The sequence below is a fragment of the Streptomyces sp. MI02-7b genome (assembly GCF_033793585.1).
Lineage (GTDB): Bacteria > Actinomycetota > Actinomycetes > Streptomycetales > Streptomycetaceae > Actinacidiphila.
This window is the reverse complement of the sequence record NZ_JARAWX010000006.1, coordinates 80,234-97,209: the sequence shown is the minus strand read 5'-3', so window position 1 is coordinate 97,209 and position 16,976 is coordinate 80,234. Positions and strand designations below refer to the sequence as shown.

The window sequence follows — 16,976 nt, the reverse complement described above, 5'->3', positions numbered from 1 at the left end:
TATCCGCCTAGCGTGCGAAAAAGGCCCGAACTCATCGCCGGGCAAGTTTCCGAAGGGGAAGACGTGAACAAGGCGCAGCTCGTTGAAGCGATTGCCGACAAGCTCGGCGGCCGTCAGCAGGCCGCTGAGGCGGTCGACGCGGTCCTGGACGCCATCGTCCGCGCGACCGTCAACGGCGACCGGGTATCGGTGACCGGCTTCGGTTCGTTCGAGAGGGTGGAGCGTCCCGCCCGCTACGCCCGCAACCCGCAGACCGGGGAGCGGGTCCGGGTCAAGAAGACCTCCGTGCCGCGCTTCCGCGCCGGCCAGGGCTTCAAGGACCTGGTGAGCGGGACGAAGAAGCTCCCCAAGGCCGGCGAGGTCTCCGTCAAGAAGGCGCCCAAGGGCAGCCTGACCGGCGGCGTCACCGCGAAGGCCACCACGAAGAAGGCCGCCGCCAAGAAGACCACGGCGAAGAAGGCGGCCACCACCAAGGCGGCCGCCAAGAAGACCACGGCGGCCAAGACCACCGCGAAGAAGACCACGGCCGCCAAGACGACGGCCAAGAAGACGGCGACCAAGAAGACCACCGCCAAGAAGGCCACCGCCAAGAAGACGGCGCCGGCGAAGAAGGCCCCCGCCAAGTCGGCGGCCCGCAAGACGGCCACCAAGCGCACCGCGAAGCGGTAGCCGTCACCGACCCGACACAGCGACGGGCCGGGCACCCCCTCGGGGGCGCCCGGCCCGCTGCGTTGTCCCGGGGCGCTCCGGTCCCTCCCCGTCGCCCGGTGTCTCAGGCCCCGGGGTCGGCGAAGGTCTGCAGCGTCACGAAGACCACCCGGCGCGCCTCGCCGCTGCCCTCCGTGCGGATGCGGACCCGCTGACCGGGCCGCAGCAGCCGCAACCCCCCGGCGTCGAACGCCGCCGCGTCGAAGGGCAGCGGCGTCCCGTCGTCCAGCAGCACGCTGCCGGCGCGGGTCTCGGGGTCGTAGGTGTACGCGGTCGCCTGCATGGGTCGCAGCCTATCCGGCCGCTCGCCGCCGGCCCGTCCGCCGCCGGTTCAGCCCGGTGCGGCCACCGGTTGGGCCCGCAGCAGTTCACGGGTGCGCGGTCCGACGCCCAGGACCAGGGCGGCCCTCAGGTCCTCGCCCGTATCCACGTCCTGGCGCACGGAGTCCACGCCCGGCAGCCTGATCTCGCGTGCGCCGGACGCCCGGTGACGAGCCCTGGAGGCGCCGCCGAAGGCCGGATCGAGCGGCGTCCCGGCCGTGGCCGCGAGCAGCGTGGTGCCGATTCCGGCCGCGTCGGCCAGAAATGCCCGTCCAGGGCGCCGAGCGGCCGTGTCGAGCACCAGCGCCAGCTCCGGGGGCCGCAAGGCCGGGAGATCGGCGTTGAGGGCCGCCACGGCGGCTTCCGGGCGCAGCCGGCGGACCTGTTCCGCGCCGTACGCCAGCGCGGCGTTGAGTCCCGCCGCGGGGGAGTCCGGTACCACCCGGGCACCGAGCGCCGTCAGCGCGGTCCCGGCGAGGGGATCGTCCGTGACGACCGTCACGTCCAGCACCACGGGGCAGGCCAGCACCGCGGCCACGGTGTCCTGGGCGAAAGCCAGTGCCAGCCCGGGCCGCACGGGCCCGGCGGCCGTCGCGAGCCGGCTCTTGGCCTCGGCCAGGGGCTTCAGCGGAACGACGAGCGACCATTTCGACGAGTTCACTGCTACCGACACCGAACTATTGTGCTCGGGGTTTCCCGAGGCCACCGCCACCGCTGCTCCACCCTGGCGTTACGGTGGCTTACCGGCGACACTTGTGCGGCTGCACCGGCCGTACGACGGTGCGCCGTCCCACAGCACGGCCGCGATCCGGTGATCCCGGGTCGGCGGCGGAACGAGGAGGAGTTCTGGTGTCCCGCCGCAGAATCGGCTTCTGGTACCGGCTCGCAGCAGTCATCGCGAAACCGCCGCTCGTCGTCCTCTTCAAGCGGGACTGGCAGGGAATGGAGCACATTCCGGCCGACGGCGGATTCATCACCGCGGTCAACCACAACTCGTACCTCGACCCGCTGTCGTACGCGCATTTCCAGTACAACACCGGGCGGGTCCCACGCTTCCTGGCGAAGGCGCCGCTGTTCAAGCCGGCGTTCGTCGGGGCGATACTGCGCGGCACCGGCCAGATCCCCGTGTACCGGGAGAGCACCGACGCCGCCAACGCCTTCCGGTCCGCGGTGGACGCCATCAACTCCGGCGAGTGCGTCGCCTTCTACCCCGAGGGCACGCTGACCCGCGACCCCGAGATGTGGCCGATGGTCGGCAAGACCGGCGTCGCCCGCGTCGCGCTGATGACCAAGGCGCCCGTCATCCCGGTCGCGCAGTGGGGCGCCAACGAGGCCGTTCCCCCCTACGCCAAGGAGAACAAGGTCCGCCTGTTCCCGCGCAAGACGCTCAAGGTGCTGGCCGGCCCGCCGGTGGACCTGTCCGCGTACTACGGGCAGGAGCTGACCGCCGAGGTGCTCAAGGAGGCCACGGACGTCATCATGGCCTCGATCAGCGAGCTGCTCGGAGAACTGCGCGGCGCGACCCCGCCGTCCGAGCGCTTCGACCCGCGCAAGCAGAGGGGAACCAGCAAGTGACGACGCGCTGCGCGGTCTACGGCACCGGCTCCTGGGGCACCGCCTTCGCGATGGTGCTCGCCGACGCCGGTGCCCGGGTGACCATGTGGGGGCGCAGCCCCGAGGTGGTCAAGGCCGTCAACAGCACCCACGCCAACCCGGGCTATCTGCCCGGGGTCGAGCTGCCGGCGTCGATCACGGCGACCACCGACCCCGCGGAGGCCGCCCAGGACGCCGAGTTCGTCGTGCTCGCCGTACCGTCGCAGACGCTGCGCGGCAACCTGGCCGCGTGGCAGTCGCTGCTGCCGTCCGACTCGGTGCTGGTCAGCCTGATGAAGGGCGTCGAACTCGGCACCGCCAAGCGGATGAGCGAGGTCATCTCGGAGGTCGCCGAGGCCGGCCCGGAACGCGTCGCCGTGCTGTCCGGCCCCAACCTGGCCAAGGAGATCGCCGCCCGGCAGCCCGCCGCCTCGGTGGTCGCCTGCCGCGACGAGGCCGTCGCCAAGCGGCTGCAGGCCGCCAGCCACACCACGTACTTCCGCCCGTACACCAACACCGACGTGGTCGGCTGCGAACTGGGCGGCGCCGTCAAGAACGTCATCGGCCTCGCGGTCGGCATCGCCGACGGCATGGGGCTGGGGGACAACACCAAGGGTTCGCTGATCACCCGCGGTCTGGCCGAGACGACCCGGCTCGGCATCGCGCTCGGCGCCGACCCGCTGACCTTCTCGGGCCTGGCGGGCCTCGGAGACCTGGTCGCCACCTGCTCCTCCCCGCTGTCCCGCAACCACACCTTCGGCTTCAACCTCGGCAGGGGCATGACGCTGGAGGAGACGATCGCGGTCACCCGGCAGACCGCCGAGGGCGTCAAGTCCTGCGAGTCGGTGCTCGACCTGGCACGCCGGCACGGTGTGGACATGCCCATCACCGAGACCGTGGTCGACATCGTCCACAACGGCAAGCAGCCGGTCGTCGCGGTCAAGGAGCTGATGTCGCGTTCCGCCAAGTCGGAACGCTGACGTCCGGAACGGTAAGGTCAACGCGACATGAGCATTCAGCCTTCTTCACGCAAGCCGCGCGTCGCGGTCGTCTTCGGTGGACGCAGTTCCGAGCACGCCATCTCGGTCCTCACCGCGGGCGCCGTGCTGAGCGCCGTCGACCGCGACAAGTACGACGTGCTGCCGATCGGCATCACCAGCGACGGACGTTGGGCGCTGACCGCCGACGACCCCTCCCGGATGGCGATCTCCGACCGCACGCTGCCGAGCGTCGCGCAGCTCGCCGAGTCCGAGGAGGGCTCGGTGGTCCTGCCGGTCGACCCGGCCAGCCGCGAGGTCGTCTACAGCGAACCCGGCTCGGTGCCCAAGGCGCTCGGCGACGTCGACGTCGTCTTCCCCGTGCTGCACGGCCCGTACGGCGAGGACGGCACCCTCCAGGGGCTGCTGGAACTGTCGGGTGTGCCCTACGTCGGCTCGGGTGTGCTGGCCTCGGCCGTCGGCATGGACAAGGAGTACATGAAGCGCGTCTTCACCTCCTTCGGCCTGCCGGTCGGTCCGTACGCCGTGATCCGGCCGCGCGAGTGGGAGAACGACCCCGCGGCCGCCCGCCGCAAGGTCGTGGAGTTCGCCGCCGACCACGGGTGGCCGGTCTTCGTGAAGCCCGCCCGCGCCGGCTCCTCCATGGGCATCAGCAAGGTCGACGACCTCGCGGGCCTGGACGAGGCGATCGAGGAGGCCCGCCGCCACGACCCCAAGGTGCTCGTGGAGTCGCTGCTGCGGGGCCGTGAGATCGAATGCGGGGTCCTGGAGTTCGAGGACGGCCCGCGCGCCTCGGTGCCGGCCGAGATCCCGCCGGTCACCGCGCACGACTTCTACGACTTCGAGGCGAAGTACATCGACTCCGCCGAGGGTCTGGTGCCCGCGCCGCTCACCGCCGAGCAGACCGCCGAGGTCCAGCGGCTCGCCGTGGCCGCGTTCGAGGCGGCGTCGTGCGAGGGCCTGGTCCGCGCGGACTTCTTCCTGCTGGACAGCGGCGAGTTCGTGATCAACGAGATCAACACCATGCCGGGCTTCACGCCGATCTCCATGTACCCGCGTATGTGGCGGGAGAGCGGGGTCGACTACCCGGAGCTCGTGGACCGGCTCATCCAGGCGGCCCTGCGCCGTCCTACCGGACTGCGCTGACCCGGAAAGCCCCGGGACCTCAGAGTTCGGAGGGGATGGACGTCTCGACGGCGTTCCCGAGGTCGGCCAGCGGGTTGACCTCGGGTGCGTACTTCGCCGGGACGCTCACCTCGACGAACGCCGCGCGCCCGGTGGTCGTGAAGCGGTAGCCGTCGCCGGTCTGCTCCATGAGCCAGCTGACGCCGTTGACGTCCACCGCGTCCGCGGTGGGGTTGTACGTCGTGCTGCCCGGCGTGAGTGTCGCGGGCCGGGGCACACCGCAGCGCAGTACCACCGTAGGATCCCCCCAACCGGCGGTGAGGGTGGAGACGGGGGACAGGGACCGCTCGGACAGCCCGTCCACCCGGTCCGGCAACGCGTCGTGGAGGCGGCCGCACAGCGTGGCGGCCTCGGCGGAGGGTGACGGGACCGCGATCCCGCTCGCCGGCCCCCCGTCGGCGGACACGTAGACCGCCGCCGCGGAAAAGCACGCGACGGCGGACACGGAGACAAGCGCGACTCGGCGGCGAATCATCACCCGCCGAGCCTACAGGGGGGTCAGAGGTGGACGACCGGGCAGGTCAGTGTGCGGGTGATGCCCTCCACCTGCTGCACTCTCGCCACCACGAGACGACCGAGGTCGTCGACCGTCTCCGCCTGGGCGCGCACGATCACGTCGTACGGCCCGGTGACGTCCTCGGCCTGGATCACCCCGGAAATCTTGGAGATCACCTCCGCTACTGCCGAGGCCTTCCCGACCTCGGTCTGGATCAGAATGTACGCCTGTACCACGGAACCTCCAGGGCGGCTACGAGGATCATGTGGGAGGGAACGTCACGGTACCGCGTCGCCGCACACCGCGGGGAGACCCGCGCGGTACCGGACGCCCGAAAGCCGCCACGGAAGCGATGACGGAACAGAGACAGGACCGGCCAGGTGAAGGGGACAGTGGGATGAAGGGCACCGTGGGCGAGCTGGGGGAGTTCGGGCTCATCAGGGAGTTGACCTCGCGGCTCACCTCCAGTCCCGCCGTACGACTCGGACCGGGTGACGACGCCGCCGTCGTCACCGCGCCGGACCGGCGCGTCGTGGCCACCACCGACGCGCTCGTGGAGGGGCGGCACTTCCGCCGTGACTGGTCCACCGCCTACGACGTCGGCCGCAAGGCCGCCGCGCAGAACCTCGCCGACATCGCCGCCATGGGCGCCGTGCCGACCGCCGTGCTGCTCGCCCTCGTCGTCCCGGCGGACCTCGCGGTCACCTGGCCGCTGGAGCTGATGGACGGCATCCGCGACGAGTGCCAGGTGGCGGGCGCCGCCGTGGTCGGCGGCGACGTCGTGCGCGGCGACACGATCATGGTCTCCATCACCGCGCTCGGCGACTTGCGCAACCGCGAACCGGTCACCCGGTCCGGCGCCCGGCCCGGCGACATCGTGGCCGTCACCGGCTGGCTCGGCTGGTCCGCGGCCGGACTCGCCGTGCTCGCCCGCGGCTTCCGCTCCCCGCGCGCCTTCGTCGAGGCCCACCGCCGGCCCGAACCGCCGTACCACGCCGGGCCGGCCGCCTCCGAACTCGGCGCGACCGCGATGACCGACGTCAGCGACGGACTGGTCGCCGACCTCGGGCACATCGCCGCGGCCAGCGGCGTCACCATCGACCTGACCTCCGCCGATGTCGACGTCCCGGCCCAGATGGCCGACATCGGGCAGGCCGTCGGCATCGACCCGCTGCACTGGGTGCTCACCGGCGGCGAGGACCACGCCCTCGTCGCCGCCTTCCCGCCGGACGCCAAGCTGCCCGCCCGCTGGCGGGTGATCGGACGCGTGGTGAAGGCCACCACCTCCCCGCAGGTCACCGTCGACGGCGCGCCCTGGGAGTCGGCGGGCGGATGGGACCACTTCGGCGACGAGTGAGGGCGGCGACTAGATTCGCCGTATGACGATCCCACCGCGTGTGCTCACCGTCGCCGGCTCCGACTCCGGCGGTGGCGCGGGCATCCAGGCCGACCTCAAGACGATGCTGGCCCTCGGGACGCACGGCATGAGCGTGATCACGGCCGTCACGGCGCAGAACTCGCTCGGTGTGCAGGGCGCCTGGGAACTGCCGGTGGACGCGGTGCGCGCCCAGTTCCGCAGCGTCGTCGACGACATCGGCGTGCAGGCCGTCAAGACCGGCATGCTCTCCTCGCCCGCGCTGGTCGCGACCGTCGCCGAACTGCTGGCCCCGCTCGGGGTTCCCGTGGTCGTCGACCCGGTCGGCGTCTCCAAGCACGGTGATCCGCTGCTGGCCGCCGACGCCGTCGACGTCGTCCGCACCCGGCTGCTGCCCCTGGCCACCGTCGCCACCCCGAACCTGGACGAGGTGCGGCAACTCACCGGCGTCGTGGTGGACGGCGAGTCCGCGCTGCGCGAGGCCGCCGCCGCGGTCCTCGCCCTCGGCCCGCGCTGGGCGCTGATCAAGGGCGGCCACCTGGACGGCGATGCCGTGGACCTGCTCACCGACGGCACCGATGAGCACTGGCTGCGCGCCCCCCGCCATGACAACCGTCACACCCACGGCACCGGATGCACGCTGGCCGCCGCGGTGGCCTCCTACCTCGCCCGCGGCCTCGACGTCCCGGACGCGGTTGGCGCCGCCAAGGAGTACGTCACCGGCGCCATCGCCGCCGGCTTCCCCCTGGGCACGGGCATCGGGCCGGTCGACCACGCGTGGCGGCAGCGCGGCTGAACCGCCCCGCGGGGTACCGGGACACAGCAGAAAGCCGGTCCACCCTGAGGTGGACCGGCTTCGAGTAGCCGCAAGGCTGCGCTACGACGTCGAATGCGTCAGCGCGCGACCTTGCCGGCCTTGATGCACGAGGTGCAGACGTTGAGGCGCTTCGGCGTCCGCCCGACCACAGCACGCACCGTCTGGATGTTGGGGTTCCAACGACGGCGAGTACGGCGGTGCGAGTGCGAAATGTTGTTGCCGAAGCCCGGCCCCTTGCCGCAGACGTCGCAGTTGGCAGCCACGGGTCACTCCAAAGACTTCAGATGCACTAACGGATAGATCCCACCGGTGTCGGACGTCCGTTCAAAAGCATTTGAAGGAAAACCGGTGGTACCGAGGGACGGCCCGGGACAGCCCCGGGCAACCGGAGCAGCATACTACGTCCGCTCCTGTCCCTCGAAACTACCATGGTCAGCGGGACGGCCCGATCCCCCGCCGGGTCCCGCGCCTCAGTACGCTGCGTGCGGAACCCTGCCTCTGCCCCAGGTCCCTGGCCGCCCCCCCCCCCGCAGGAGGAACACGTGCCGCCGACGCTCGACGCCCCCGCGGTGCGCGCATGGTGCCGGCTCGCCCTCCAGGCACTCGGCCGGGCGCGCGAGGAGATCGACGCGATCAACGTCTACCCCGTCGCCGACGGGGACACCGGCACCAACATGTACCTCACCGTCGAATCCGCCGCCCAGGCCGTCGACGCGGTCTTCGACGGGCACGCCGCCTCCGGCACCGAGCCCGACCTCTCCTCGTGCCTGCGCTCCATGGCGCACGGCGCCCTCATCGGGGCCCGCGGCAACTCCGGCACGATCCTCGCCCAACTGCTGCGCGGCATGACCGAAGTGCTGGCGTCCGGCTCCGGGGACCTGCGGCCCGCGCTGCGCCGTGCCGCGGAGTCCGCGTACCAGGCGGTCGCCCATCCCGTCGAGGGCACGATGCTCACCGTGGCGACCGCCGCGGCCGAGGCCGCAGCTGCCACGGCGGACGCCGCCGCCGACGCCTGGGCGGTGGCACGGGCCGCGTACGAGGGCGCGCGCCGCGCGCTCGCCGCCACCCCGGCGCAGTTGGACGTCCTCGGGAACGCCGGCGTGGTCGACGCCGGCGGCCGGGGACTGGTGGCCGTCCTGGGAGCCCTCGCCGACGCGGTCTCCGGACAGGCCCCCATGGGCCCGCTGGTCGACGCCCTCCCCAAGGGCCCCGCCCTGCCCTTCGGCTGCGCGCCCGGCGGCGACACGGGCGACCCGCACGTCGTGCCCGGCGGCCCCGGCTTCGAGGTGGTCTACCTCCTGGACGCGCCGGACACGGCCGTCGACGGTCTGCGCCGCAGGCTCGACGGGCTCGGCGACTCCCTGGTGGTCGTCGGCGGCGACGGCCTGTGGAACGTCCATGTGCACGTCGACGACGTCGGCGCCGCCATCGAGGCCGGGATCGAGGCCGGACGGCCGCACCGCATCAAGGTCACCCACTTCGGCGACCAGGCCCGGGCCCACGAGCGCGGCCGCCGCGGGCAGCGCGGGGAACCCGCCCTGCGCGCCGTCGTCGCCGTCGTGCGCGGCGACGGCCTCGCCGCGCTGTGCGCCGAGGCGGGCGCCGTGGTCATCGCCGTCCGGCCCGGGGAGCCGCCCGCCAGCGGCGAGATCGCGGAGGCCATCCGCCGCGCGTACGCCCGCGAGGTCGTGCTCCTGCCCAACGACGTCGAACTGCGGCACGCGGCCGGGGCCGCGGCCGAACAGGCCCGCACCGAGGGGGTGCGGGTCGCCCTCATCCCCACGCGGTCCGCGGTCCAGGGCATCGCCGCCCTCGCCGTCCACGAGCCGTCGCGGCGGTTCGACGAGGACGTCGTGGCGATGACGTCCGCGGCCGGCGCCACGCGCTACGCCGAACTCGCCGTCGCGGAGACGCGGTCCTGGACGATGGCGGGCGTCTGCCAGGCCGGGGACGTCCTCGGCCTCATCGACGGCGACGTCGCCATCATCGGCGGGAACCTCGTGGAGACCGGGATCACCGTGCTCGACCGGATGCTGGCGGCGGGTGGGGAGATGGTCACCCTCGTGCTGGGGGCCGGCGCGCCGGCCGGTCTCGCGGGGCGGCTCGAGGCGCATGTCCGGGAGAGTCACCTGGCGGTGGACACGGTGGTGTATGCCGGGGGGCAGGAGCGGTGCCCGCTCCTGATCGGCGTCGAGTAGTTCCCCCGCCCTCCCGCCCGTGTGCCCTGTGAAGTCACGCGCCCCGACGCGCGTTGTTGGGGGGTCGGGTGCGGGGCCTCCGGGGTTGGCCATTCTGGACAGCACATCTCGGTGCCTTAAGGACCCTGAAATTGCGCACCGGGGTGGTGCACCCAAATATGCTCCAGTGTCCAGAACGCCCACCCCTACGACCCCGCCCCCTCAGGTCTCGTTCACGAAGGGCGTAGCCGTCACGGCCAACAGCACTCCCACCGGCCGTGAGTCGCCCATCCGACCCGGGAGGGGGTGTGGCGGGGTTCGCCCGCAGGGGACGAGCGGAGACCGCGTGGCCCGATGCCGGACAATGTTGGGCCAAACCGCGAGCCCCGTGGGGGTACCTCCCAGCGGTAGCTGGGGGAGGACCCCGGCGCGGCACCGACCCCCACCACGCACAAAGCGGAGCCCGCACTTACCGCGCCGGGTAATCGGGAGGGTGGGCGGGGGAAAAACCCGGCCCGGACGGCAGGCGCGGCGCGCGCCGTGCGCAAAGATGGACGCGATGTCTGCTCCCCTTGACGAACCGCTCACCAAATCCGTCGGCGGCCGCACCGCGAAGGTCTTCGCCGACCACCTCGACCTGCACACCGTCGGAGACCTGCTGCACCACTACCCCCGCCGCTACGCCGAGCGCGGTGAGCTGACGCGCCTGTCGGACCTTCCGCTCGACGAGCACGTGACGGTCGTCGCGCGCGTGGCGAAGGCGACGAAGAAGACCTACGGCCCGGGCAAGGCCCGGCTGGAGGTGGTCGTCACCGACGGCAGTGGCTCGTTGACGCTGGTGTTCTTCGGCCGGGGGGTGTTCAAGCCGGAGCAGGACCTGCTCCCGGGCCGGCGCGGCATGTTCGCCGGCAAGGTGTCGGTCTTCAACCGGGCGCTGCAGTTGGCGCACCCGGAGTACCAGTTGCTGGACGCCGAGGAGGGCAAGGAGGCCGTGGACGCGTTCGCGGGCCGGCTGATGCCGATCTATCCGGCGTGCAAGCAGGTCAACTCGTGGACGATCGCGAAGACCGTGGACACGGTGCTGACCTCGCTGGGGGCGACGCGGTGGGCCGGGACGGGGGAGCCGCTGCCGGAGGCGCTGCGCGGGTCGCGCGGGCTGGTGGGGTTGCCCGAGGCGCTGGAGAAGATCCACCGGCCGCGGACGAAGGCCGACATCGCCGTCGCCAAGGACCGCCTGAAGTGGGACGAGGCGTTCGTGCTGCAGGTGGCGCTCGCGCGGCGCCGGGCCGCGGAGTCGGCGTTGCCGGCCGTGCCGCGCGTGCCGGCGCAGGACGGGCTGCTGAAGGCGTTCGACGCGCGGCTGCCGTTCACGCTCACCGAGGGCCAGGAGTCCGTCTCGGCCGAGATCTTCGCGGATCTGGCGACGGACCACCCGATGCACCGGCTGCTGCAGGGCGAGGTCGGCTCGGGCAAGACGATGGTGGCGTTGCGCGCGATGCTCGGGGTGGTGGACGCGGGCGGTCAGGCCGCGATGCTGGCGCCGACGGAGGTGCTGGCCCAGCAGCACCACAGGTCGATCACGGAGATGATGGGCGACCTCGCCGAGGCCGGTCTGCTGGGCGGTTCCGAGCTGGGCACGAAGGTGGTGCTGCTGACCGGTTCCATGGGGGCCGCCGCGCGCCGTCAGGCGCTGCTGGACCTGGTGACCGGAGAGGCCGGCGTCGTCGTGGGTACGCACGCGCTGATCGAGGACAAGGTGCAGTTCCACGACCTGGGCCTGGTCGTCGTCGACGAGCAGCACCGCTTCGGGGTCGAGCAGCGCGACGCGCTGCGGGGCAAGGCGAAGCAGCCGCCGCATCTGCTCGTGATGACGGCGACGCCGATCCCGCGCACGGTCGCGATGACGGTCTTCGGCGATCTGGAGACCTCCGTGCTGGACCAGTTGCCGGCCGGCCGTTCGCCGATCGCCACGCACGTCGTGCCGGCGAAGGACAAGCCGCACTTCCTGTCGCGCGCCTGGGAGCGGGTCCGCGAGGAGGTCGAGAACGGGCACCAGGGGTATGTGGTGTGCCCGCGGATCGGCGACGAGGAGCCCGATCCCAAGAAGAAGTCCGCGGAGGACGAGGCGGAGCGGCGGCCGCCGCTGGCGGTACTGGAGATCGCCGAGCAGTTGGTGAAGGGTCCGCTGGCGGGCCTGCGGGTGGAGGTGCTGCACGGCAGGATGCATCCCGACGCCAAGGACGACGTGATGCGCCGCTTCGCCGCGGGGGAGGTGGACGTGCTCGTCGCGACCACCGTCATCGAGGTCGGCGTCAACGTCCCCAACGCCACCGCCATGGTGATCATGGACGCGGACCGCTTCGGCGTCTCGCAGCTGCACCAGTTGCGCGGCCGGGTCGGCCGCGGTTCGGCGCCGGGGCTGTGCCTGCTGGTGAGCGAGATGCCGGAGGCGAGTCCGGCCCGGGCCCGGCTGGACGCCGTGGCCGGGACGCTGGACGGGTTCGAACTGTCCCGGATCGACCTGGAGCAGCGCCGGGAGGGCGACGTGCTCGGGCAGGCGCAGTCCGGGACCCGGTCCTCGCTGCGGATGCTCACCGTCATCGACGACGAGGACGTGATCGAGGCCGCCCGCGAGGAGGCCGTCGCGCTGGTCGCCGAGGACCCCGAGCTGACCGGGCAACCGGATCTGCGCAGCGCCCTGGAGAGCCTCGTCGACGCGGACCGGGAGCAGTACCTCGACAAGGGCTGACGGGCCGTCAGTGTCAGACCCTCCTGGGAGAATGGACACAGTCCGCGCCGATCCGCTCGGGAATCGGCGTAGTTGGACCTTTGGGGGCTGATTTCATGTCGTTCCGTCATCTCAACGAACTGCCGCTCGGTGAGAAGGTCTTCCGGATCGAGCTCTCCAGCGACGACGACAGCACCGTGACCCTCTCCCTGGCCGGCTGGTCCGAGGACGATCCGGACACCCTCCTCGCCTCCGGCACGCTCGCCCTGCCGCTGGCCGACGTCCCGTCCCTGCGCATCGCTCTCAACCGCGCGCTGCGCGCGCTCGCCCTCGTGGCCGACGTGGCCGAGCCCATCCCGGACCGCGACGTGCTGCGGGAGCTGTTCCCGGGGCACGGCGCGCCCTGGGTGCCGCAGCACGAGGAGGAACTGCTCCGCCGGTTCCACGACGGCGATTCCGTCGCCCGGATAGCCGCCCGCTTCGGCCGCACCCCCGACTCCCTGCGGACGAAGCTGCGCGAACTCGGTCACGACCCGCGCCGCCCCGAGTACTGCCCGCCCGACGGCTGCCTGTCCTGGTCGCGCTACGCCTCGCCGGCACTGGTGGGTTCGCCCGCGCCGGACGCCGGGGGCGAGCAGGGCCGGCTCTGACCTACGTATCGTGGGGGAGCGGCGCCCCAGGGTGCCGCTCCGCCCGCCCACGAGACGAATGAGCCGCTGATGACCCGCGTGATCGCCGGAGCCGCCGGTGGCCGCCGCCTGGCCGTACCGCCGGGCAACGGCACCCGCCCCACCTCGGACCGGGCCAAGGAGGGGCTGTTCTCCACCTGGGAGTCGCTGCGCGGCACCCTGGCGGGCGCGCGGGTGATCGACCTCTACGGCGGTTCGGGCGCCGTCGGTCTGGAGGCGCTGTCCCGCGGGGCCGAGCACGTCCTGCTGGTCGAGGCCGACCCGCGGGCCGCCCGCGTCATCCGGGACAACGTGCGCACCCTCGGCCTGCCCGGTGCCGAGGTGCGGGCCGGCAAGGCCGAGAAGGTGATCGCAGGACCCGCCCCCCAGGACCCGTACGACGTGGTCTTCCTGGACCCGCCGTACGCCGTCACCGACGACGAGCTGCGAGAGATTCTGCTCACACTCCGTACGCAGGGGTGGCTCGGGGCAGACGCGATCGCCACCGTGGAACGGAGCACCCGAGGCGGGGAATTCCGCTGGCCCGAGGGCTTCGGAGGGCTGCGGGCCCGCCGCTACGGCGAAGGGACGCTTTGGTACGGTCGCGCCGCCGACGTCACTGACGCGTCATGAACCCACCGCAGAAGCCTCAGAGCGAGGAGTCACCGTTGCGCCGCGCCGTCTGTCCGGGGTCCTTCGACCCCGTCACCAATGGACACCTCGACATCATCGCCCGTGCCTCCCGTCTCTATGACGAGGTCTATGTGGCCGTGATGATCAACAAGTCCAAGCAGGGCCTGTTCTCGATCGAGGAGCGCATCGCCCTCATCGAGGAGGTCACCGCCGACTACGGGAACGTCCGGGTCGAGGCCTTCCACGGACTGCTCGTCGACTTCTGCAAGCAGCGTGACATCCCCGCCATCGTCAAGGGGCTGCGCGCGGTCAGCGACTTCGACTACGAGCTGCAGATGGCCCAGATGAACAACGGGCTGTCCGGCGTGGAGACGCTCTTCGTCCCCACCAACCCCACCTACAGCTTCCTGTCCTCCAGCCTCGTCAAGGAGGTGGCGCAATGGGGCGGTGACGTCGCCCACTTGCTGCCCCCCGTCGTGCTGGAGGCCCTCAAGAAGAAGCTCGCGCGGCAGTAGAGTCTGTGACGTGGACGTCCAGATGAAGCTCGATGAGATCGTGGCCGCCGTCGAGGCCGCCCGGTCCATGCCGATGTCGGCCTCCTGCGTGGTCAACCGTGCCGAGCTGCTCGCCATGCTCGAAGACGTGCGGGCCGCGCTGCCGGACTCGCTCTCCCAGGCCCAGCAGCTGCTGGGCGGCCGGGAGCAGATGGTCGAGGAGGCCCGCGCCGAGGCCGGCCGGATCCTCCAGGCCGCGCACGCCGAACGCGGCTCGCTGATCTCCGACACCGAGATCGCCCGCCGGTCCCAGCAGGAGGCCGAGCGCATCGTCACCGAGGCGCAGCGCGAGGCCGCCGAGATCCGGGCCGAGGCCGACGACTACGTGGACAGCAAGCTGGCCAACTTCGAGGTCGTCCTCACCAAGACCATCGGCTCCGTCGACCGCGGACGCGAGAAGCTGCTCGGCCACGGCCACGGCCCCGAGCTGGACGAGAACGGCTACCCGTACGAGGACGACGCGCCCGAGCGCAGCGCCGACCCCGAGACGCTGCGCCGCCGCGCCGACGACTACGTGGACGCCAAGCTGGGCGCCTTCGAGGCGGTGCTGAGCAAGACCCTGGAGGCGGTCGGCCGCGGCCGTCTGAAGCTCACCGGCCACCGCCCGATCGACGAACTGGGCGCCCACATGGCGTCCCAGGACGCCGGCGACTCCGAGGGTCACGACCCCGGCCAGTCCGACGCCGAGTACCTGGCGGGCCTGGCCGCCCCCGCGGTCCCCGGGGAGTACCAGTACGACGCGAACACAGGCCAGCAGCCCGCCTACGGCTACCAGCAGCCCGATCCGTACCAGCAGCAACAGCAGCCGGACCCGTACCAGCAGCAGACCCAGTACGCCGACCCCTACGCCGCCCAGCCGCAGCAGCAGGCGTACTACGACCCGAACTACGGCTGGCAGCAGCCGCAGCAGCCCCAGGGCGACTACGAGCAGCAGCAGCAGTACATCCCGCAGCAGCCCCAGGGCGCGGCGCTGGACGAGACCAGCTTCTTCGACACCAGCATGATCGACCTGAACCGCCTGCGGGAGCTGGAGCAGGAGCGCGGTTTGGGCTGAGCCCGGGGGACCGGTATCCTGATCCCTCAGCCGTGTGATCCCCGGCGCTTTGGCGTGCCCGCCCGTCCTCCGGACGAACGTGCACCGAACCGATGAAAGCAGGAGCTCTGAACACCCGCCTCGACCACCGCAACCCGCTCGTGTTCGACACGCATGAGCTGGGCCGTCGTCCTGGTGCGATGAAGAAGGTCTCCCGCACGGTTCCGGCACCGAAGGATCTCGGCATCGAGGTCATCGGCGTCCGCGAGGGCGCAGAGATCACGCTGGACCTCCGCCTGGAGTCGGTGATGGAGGGGGTGCTCGTCACGGGCACCGCCCGCGCACCGCTCTCGGGGGAGTGCGTAAGGTGTCTGGAGCCGGTCGAGCGTGAGCTCGACACGGAATTCCAGGAGCTGTACTCCTACCCCGACGCCGACACCCGGACCGGTGGGCACCACGGTGCCGCCGACGCCGGTGACGACGCGGAGGAGGAGGACACTCACCTCCTCGAGGGCGACCTGTTCGACCTCGAGCCCGTGCTGCGGGACGCGGTGGTTCTCGAACTGCCGCTGCAGCCGGTGTGCCAGGACGACTGTCCCGGTCTGTGCTCCGAGTGCGGGGCACGGCTGGCGGACGACCCGGACCACCGTCACGAGGCCACCGACATCCGTTGGGCGGCCCTGCAGAACATTCAGCTGAGCGGTGCCGACGAGGGCGCCGACGAGAACCAGGAGAAGTAGCCGTGGCTGTTCCGAAGCGGAAGATGTCGCGCAGCAACACGCGCCACCGCCGTTCGCAGTGGAAGGCTGCGCCCGTGAGCCTGGTGGCGTGCGAGCGTTGCCACGAGCCGAAGCAGCAGCACATCGCGTGCCCGAGCTGCGGCACCTACAACCGTCGTCAGGTCCTCGAGGTCTGATCGGCGGGTGAGGGGCCTCATGTCGGACGGAACAACGTCGACAGACGCCGGTAAGGCAGCCTCGTCCCCCGCGGTTCTGGAAGGGCGGCTCGGGTACACACTCGAACCCGCCCTTCTGGTACGTGCGCTGACCCACCGCTCGTACGCGTACGAGAACGGCGGTCTGCCCACCAACGAGCGGCTGGAGTTCCTCGGGGACTCGGTGCTCGGCCTGGTGGTCACCGACACCCTCTACCGCGGCCACCCGGATCTCCCGGAGGGCACGCTCGCGAAGCTGCGGGCCGCGGTGGTCAACTCGCGCGCGCTCGCCGATGTGAGCCGCGGTCTGGACCTGGGCAGCTTCATCCGCCTGGGCCGGGGCGAGGAGGGCACGGGCGGCAGGGACAAGGCATCGATTCTGGCGGACACACTGGAGGCGGTGATCGGGGCGGTCTATCTGGACCAGGGTCTGGACGCCGCGTCCGAGCTGGTGCACCGGCTCTTCGATCCACTGATCGAGAAGTCCTCCAACCTCGGTGCGGGCCTGGACTGGAAGACCAGCCTCCAGGAACTGACCGCGGGCGAGGGCCTCGGCGTCCCCGAGTACGTGGTCACCGAGACCGGACCCGACCACGAGAAGACCTTCACGGCTGCCGCCCGCGTCGGTGGTGTCGAGTACGGCACCGGCACCGGCCGCAGCAAGAAGGAAGCCGAGCAGCAGGCCGCCGAGGCCGCGTGGCGTGCGATCCGCGCCAAGCGGGACGGCGACACGGCTGCCGTGAACTGAACACCGTC

The 16,976-nt window shown here is 71.8% G+C and carries 20 protein-coding genes; 15 read left to right on the top strand and 5 right to left on the bottom strand.

The window, feature by feature from the left end; translation table 11 throughout:
- Window positions 1-63: 63 nt before the first annotated feature.
- A complete protein-coding gene (locus PV364_RS11625; RefSeq protein WP_319659762.1) occupies window positions 64-669 on the top strand; it encodes an HU family DNA-binding protein in 606 nt (201 codons plus the stop codon).
- 103 nt (window positions 670-772) lie between these two features.
- Here PV364_RS11625 and PV364_RS11620 read toward each other — a convergent pair whose 3' ends face one another.
- Entirely contained in the window at window positions 773-991 is a 219-nt protein-coding gene (locus tag PV364_RS11620) for a hypothetical protein (RefSeq protein ID WP_319659761.1), read from the bottom strand.
- A gap of 48 nt (window positions 992-1,039) precedes the next feature.
- Window positions 1,040-1,702, bottom strand: a complete 663-nt coding sequence (gene cofC / locus PV364_RS11615; protein WP_319659760.1) for a 2-phospho-L-lactate guanylyltransferase — start codon at window positions 1,700-1,702, stop codon at window positions 1,040-1,042.
- 176 nt (window positions 1,703-1,878) lie between these two features.
- On the opposite strand from cofC, the gene PV364_RS11610 reads away from it, so the two are divergent.
- Genes PV364_RS11610 through PV364_RS11600 form a run of 3 tightly spaced genes read left to right on the top strand, consistent with a single transcriptional unit; the run spans window position 1,879 to window position 4,766 of the window.
- The gene (locus PV364_RS11610) at window positions 1,879-2,604 is read left to right on the top strand and encodes a lysophospholipid acyltransferase family protein (RefSeq protein ID WP_319659759.1); all 726 of its coding nucleotides are present in this window, start codon (window positions 1,879-1,881) and stop codon (window positions 2,602-2,604) included.
- Window positions 2,601-3,602 carry an NAD(P)H-dependent glycerol-3-phosphate dehydrogenase gene (locus tag PV364_RS11605; protein WP_319659758.1) on the top strand — a complete coding sequence of 334 codons (1,002 nt, stop codon included), beginning with the start codon at window positions 2,601-2,603 and terminating at the stop codon, window positions 3,600-3,602. Before PV364_RS11610 ends, PV364_RS11605 begins: the two co-directional genes overlap by 4 nt.
- A gap of 27 nt (window positions 3,603-3,629) precedes the next feature.
- A complete protein-coding gene (locus PV364_RS11600) occupies window positions 3,630-4,766 on the top strand; it encodes a D-alanine--D-alanine ligase family protein (protein WP_319659757.1) in 1,137 nt (378 codons plus the stop codon).
- Between the two features lie 19 nt (window positions 4,767-4,785).
- Here PV364_RS11600 and PV364_RS11595 read toward each other — a convergent pair whose 3' ends face one another.
- Both PV364_RS11595 and PV364_RS11590 read right to left on the bottom strand, forming a co-directional pair.
- Window positions 4,786-5,250: a DUF3515 domain-containing protein gene (locus PV364_RS11595; RefSeq protein WP_319659756.1), complete on the bottom strand. Its 465-nt coding sequence runs from the start codon at window positions 5,248-5,250 to the stop codon at window positions 4,786-4,788.
- Window positions 5,251-5,303: 53 nt separating this feature from the next.
- On the bottom strand, window positions 5,304-5,537 hold the full coding sequence (locus PV364_RS11590) for an Lrp/AsnC family transcriptional regulator (protein WP_319659755.1): 234 nt from the start codon (window positions 5,535-5,537) through the stop codon (window positions 5,304-5,306).
- Between the two features lie 161 nt (window positions 5,538-5,698).
- Here PV364_RS11590 and PV364_RS11585 point away from each other — a divergent pair, with 161 nt between their 5' ends.
- Window positions 5,699-6,658, top strand: a complete 960-nt coding sequence (locus tag PV364_RS11585) for a thiamine-phosphate kinase (protein WP_319659754.1) — start codon at window positions 5,699-5,701, stop codon at window positions 6,656-6,658.
- Between the two features lie 22 nt (window positions 6,659-6,680).
- Entirely contained in the window at window positions 6,681-7,472 is a 792-nt protein-coding gene (gene thiD / locus PV364_RS11580; RefSeq protein ID WP_319659753.1) for a bifunctional hydroxymethylpyrimidine kinase/phosphomethylpyrimidine kinase, read from the top strand.
- A 98-nt stretch (window positions 7,473-7,570) separates the two neighbouring features.
- On the opposite strand, the gene rpmB is transcribed toward thiD, so the two are convergent.
- Window positions 7,571-7,756, bottom strand: a complete 186-nt coding sequence (gene rpmB / locus PV364_RS11575) for a 50S ribosomal protein L28 (RefSeq protein ID WP_014628431.1) — start codon at window positions 7,754-7,756, stop codon at window positions 7,571-7,573.
- A 279-nt stretch (window positions 7,757-8,035) separates the two neighbouring features.
- Here rpmB and PV364_RS11570 point away from each other — a divergent pair, with 279 nt between their 5' ends.
- From PV364_RS11570 to rnc, 9 genes are all read left to right on the top strand, one after another.
- Complete coding sequence (locus PV364_RS11570) at window positions 8,036-9,691, top strand: DAK2 domain-containing protein (protein WP_319659752.1); 1,656 nt, start codon at window positions 8,036-8,038, stop codon at window positions 9,689-9,691.
- Between the two features lie 538 nt (window positions 9,692-10,229).
- Complete coding sequence (gene recG / locus PV364_RS11565; RefSeq protein ID WP_319659751.1) at window positions 10,230-12,419, top strand: ATP-dependent DNA helicase RecG; 2,190 nt, start codon at window positions 10,230-10,232, stop codon at window positions 12,417-12,419.
- Between the two features lie 95 nt (window positions 12,420-12,514).
- On the top strand, window positions 12,515-13,048 hold the full coding sequence (locus tag PV364_RS11560; protein WP_319659750.1) for a hypothetical protein: 534 nt from the start codon (window positions 12,515-12,517) through the stop codon (window positions 13,046-13,048).
- Window positions 13,049-13,117: 69 nt separating this feature from the next.
- The gene (gene rsmD, locus PV364_RS11555; protein ID WP_319659749.1) at window positions 13,118-13,699 is read left to right on the top strand and encodes a 16S rRNA (guanine(966)-N(2))-methyltransferase RsmD; all 582 of its coding nucleotides are present in this window, start codon (window positions 13,118-13,120) and stop codon (window positions 13,697-13,699) included.
- Window positions 13,700-13,734: 35 nt separating this feature from the next.
- Complete coding sequence (gene coaD / locus PV364_RS11550) at window positions 13,735-14,214, top strand: pantetheine-phosphate adenylyltransferase (protein ID WP_319660046.1); 480 nt, start codon at window positions 13,735-13,737, stop codon at window positions 14,212-14,214.
- Between the two features lie 10 nt (window positions 14,215-14,224).
- The gene (locus PV364_RS11545) at window positions 14,225-15,307 is read left to right on the top strand and encodes an ATP synthase F0 subunit B (protein ID WP_319659748.1); all 1,083 of its coding nucleotides are present in this window, start codon (window positions 14,225-14,227) and stop codon (window positions 15,305-15,307) included.
- Window positions 15,308-15,399: 92 nt separating this feature from the next.
- The gene (locus PV364_RS11540) at window positions 15,400-16,026 is read left to right on the top strand and encodes a DUF177 domain-containing protein (protein ID WP_319659747.1); all 627 of its coding nucleotides are present in this window, start codon (window positions 15,400-15,402) and stop codon (window positions 16,024-16,026) included.
- A 2-nt stretch (window positions 16,027-16,028) separates the two neighbouring features.
- Window positions 16,029-16,202 (top strand): 50S ribosomal protein L32, encoded by a 174-nt coding sequence (gene rpmF, locus PV364_RS11535; protein WP_026251550.1) that lies wholly within the window; start codon window positions 16,029-16,031, stop codon window positions 16,200-16,202.
- A gap of 19 nt (window positions 16,203-16,221) precedes the next feature.
- Window positions 16,222-16,968 (top strand): ribonuclease III, encoded by a 747-nt coding sequence (rnc, locus tag PV364_RS11530; protein WP_319659746.1) that lies wholly within the window; start codon window positions 16,222-16,224, stop codon window positions 16,966-16,968.
- Window positions 16,969-16,976: the final 8 nt, after the last annotated feature.